At 72.8% G+C, this 2,867-nt stretch carries 2 protein-coding genes; one reads left to right on the top strand and one right to left on the bottom strand.

Going from position 1 to position 2,867, the window contains the following annotated elements; translation table 11 throughout:
• Positions 1 to 174: 174 nt before the first annotated feature.
• On the top strand, positions 175 to 1,830 hold the full coding sequence (pgi, locus tag ACFVGY_RS18420) for a glucose-6-phosphate isomerase (RefSeq protein WP_385678183.1): 1,656 nt from the start codon (positions 175 to 177) through the stop codon (positions 1,828 to 1,830).
• A gap of 117 nt (positions 1,831 to 1,947) precedes the next feature.
• Here the strand turns inward: pgi and pgl are convergent, their stop codons facing one another.
• A complete protein-coding gene (gene pgl, locus ACFVGY_RS18415; RefSeq protein ID WP_385678180.1) occupies positions 1,948 to 2,730 on the bottom strand; it encodes a 6-phosphogluconolactonase in 783 nt (260 codons plus the stop codon).
• Between the last annotated feature and the right edge of the window lie 137 nt (positions 2,731 to 2,867).

Here is a 2,867-nt window from a genome sequence, read left to right as displayed (position 1 = left end):
ACCCCCGCCCCCCAATATGGCCCTCGCCGCGGCAGCGTCCGAAGCGGCTCCCCGCCCGCTCCGTGTTAGCCGGGGCGGGCCGGGCCCTTCGCGTGCGGTCGGCCCCCCTTCCGATCCCTTAAGTTGGTGATCGGCGGGGCACGACAGGACGGAAGAAACGGGTTGATGTCCGAAATGAACGCAGACAGCCGTGTGAGGCTCAACCGGACCCCCGAGTGGCTCGCCCTCGGCAAGCACCGGGAGGAGCTGGGACAGACGCATCTGCGCGAGCTGTTCGAGGCGGCGCCGGGCCGGGGGACGGACTACACGCTGCGGGTCGGGGACCTGCACATCGACTACTCGAAGAACCTCGTGACGGACGAGACGCTGACGCTGCTGCGGGAGCTGGCGGCGGCGACCGGCGTGGCCGAACTGCGCGAGGCCATGTTCCGCGGCGAGAAGATCAACACCACCGAGGACCGCGCCGTCCTGCACACCGCGCTGCGCGCCGCCCCCGACGCGGTCATCGAGGTGGACGGCGAGAACGTCGTCCCCGAGGTGCACGCCGTCCTCGACAAGATGGCCGCCTTCAGCGACCGGATCCGCTCGGGGGAGTGGACCGGCTTCACCGGCGAGCGCATCACCAACGTCGTCAACATCGGCATCGGCGGCTCCGACCTGGGCCCGGCCATGGCCTACGACGCGCTGCGCGCCTTCACCGACCGCGGCCTGACCGTGCGGTTCGTCTCCAACGTGGACGGCGCCGACCTGCACGAGGCGGTGCGCGACCTCGACCCGGCGCGGACCCTGTTCATCATCGCCTCCAAGACCTTCACCACCATCGAGACCATCACCAACGCCGAATCGGCGCGCGCTTGGCTGCTCGACGGTCTCGGTGGCGACCAGGCTGCCGTGGCACGGCACTTCGTCGCGCTGTCCACCAACGCCGGGAAGGTGTCGGACTTCGGCATCGATCCGGCCAACATGTTCGAGTTCTGGGACTGGGTCGGCGGCCGCTACTCCTTCGACTCGGCCATCGGCCTCTCCCTGATGATCGCGATCGGCCCCGACCGGTTCCGCGAACTCCTGGGCGGCTTCCGGCTGATGGACGAACACTTCCGCACCGCGCCCGCCGAGGAGAACGCCCCGCTGCTGCTCGGCCTCCTCGGGATCTGGTACGGCGCCTTCCATGACGCCCAGTCGCACGCGGTCCTGCCCTACAGCCACTACCTGTCCCGGTTCACGGCCTACCTCCAGCAGTTGGATATGGAGTCCAACGGCAAGTCCGTGGACCGCGACGGCCGTCCCGTGGACTGGCAGACGGGCCCGGTCGTGTGGGGCACGCCCGGCACCAACGGGCAGCACGCGTACTACCAGTTGATCCACCAGGGCACGAAGGTGATCCCGGCGGACTTCATCGGCTTCGCCCGCCCCGTGGCCGAGCTCTGCCCGGCCCTGGCCGCCCAGCACGACCTGCTGATGGCCAACTTCTTCGCCCAGACGCAGGCGCTGGCCTTCGGCAAGACCGCCGACGAGGTCCGCGCCGAGGGCGTGCCCGAGCCCCTCGTCCCGCACAAGACCTTCCGCGGCAACCACCCGACGACCACGATCCTGGCCCACGAGCTGACCCCGTCGGTGCTCGGCCAGTTGATCGCCCTCTACGAGCACAAGGTGTTCGTCCAGGGCGCCGTCTGGAACATCGACTCCTTCGACCAGTGGGGGGTGGAGCTCGGCAAGGTCCTGGCCAAGCGGGTGGAGCCGGCCCTGACCGAGGGCGCCGACGTCCCGGGCCTAGACGCCTCGACCCGCGGCCTGGTGGACGCGTACCGGACGATGCGCGGCCGCTCCTGACCCTCCGCGGCCCGACCCCGCGGCCGCCGTCCGCGCCATGCGCAAGGGCCCGCCCTCCCCGGTGGATTCCGGGGGAGGGCGGGCCCTTCGGCTGCGGTGCCGGGGCGCCGCGTCGGGTCAGGCCGAGGCCGGCGGGTACAGGCCCGCCGGGAGCTTCGCCGCCGCGGCACGGTCGAGCAGCCACAGGGTGCGCGAGCGCCCGTACGCGGCCGCCGCGGGGGCCTGGAGCTCGCCGGCCCCGCCGAGCGCGATCGCCACCGCGCCCGCCTTGTCCTCGCCGGCCGCCAGCAGCCACACCTCGCGGGCCGCCCGGATGGCCGGCAGGGTCAGCGAGACCCGGGTCGGCGGGGGCTTGGGGGCCCCGTGCACGCCGACGACCGTGCGCTCGGTCTCGCGCGCCGCCGGGTGCTCCGGGAACAGCGAGGCCACGTGCGTGTCCGGGCCGACGCCCAGCATCAGCACGTCGAAGCGCGGCACCGGACCGTGGTCCTCCGGCCCCGCGGCCCGCCGCAGCTCCTCCGCGTACGCCGCGGCCGCCGCGTCCACGTCATTGCCGTACGGACCGTCCGAGGCCGGCATCACGTGGACCCGAGCCGGGTCCACCGGGACCGCGTCGAGCAGAGCCTCGCGGGCCTGGACGTGGTTGCGCTCGGGGTCGCCGGCCGGGACGTACCGCTCGTCGCCCCACCACAGGTCCAGGCGGGACCAGTCGACCGCGTCCCGGGCCGGGGCCGCCGCCAGGGCCGCGAGCAACCCGTTGCCGTTGCGGCCGCCCGTGAGGACCACCGACGCGCTGCCGCGGGCCGCCTGCGCGTCCACGATCTTCGTGATGAGCCGGGCGGCCGCGGCCTGGGCCATCAGCTCCTTGTCCCGGTGGACGACGACCTGGGGAGTCGTCATACCCATGTTTGCCGCCTTCTTCGTCAGGAAATGGCTCGGCCGCCGACCGGACCGCACCCCTGGGTCCGACCGCCGGGGCACGGCTACATGGGGTCCATGGTCGCGCTCTCCGGGCCGTCCTCCTGCTCGATCTTCCG

This window comes from Streptomyces sp. NPDC127106, from assembly GCF_042677605.1.
GTDB lineage: Bacteria > Actinomycetota > Actinomycetes > Streptomycetales > Streptomycetaceae > Streptomyces.
This window is presented reverse-complemented; position numbering and strand designations above follow the sequence as displayed.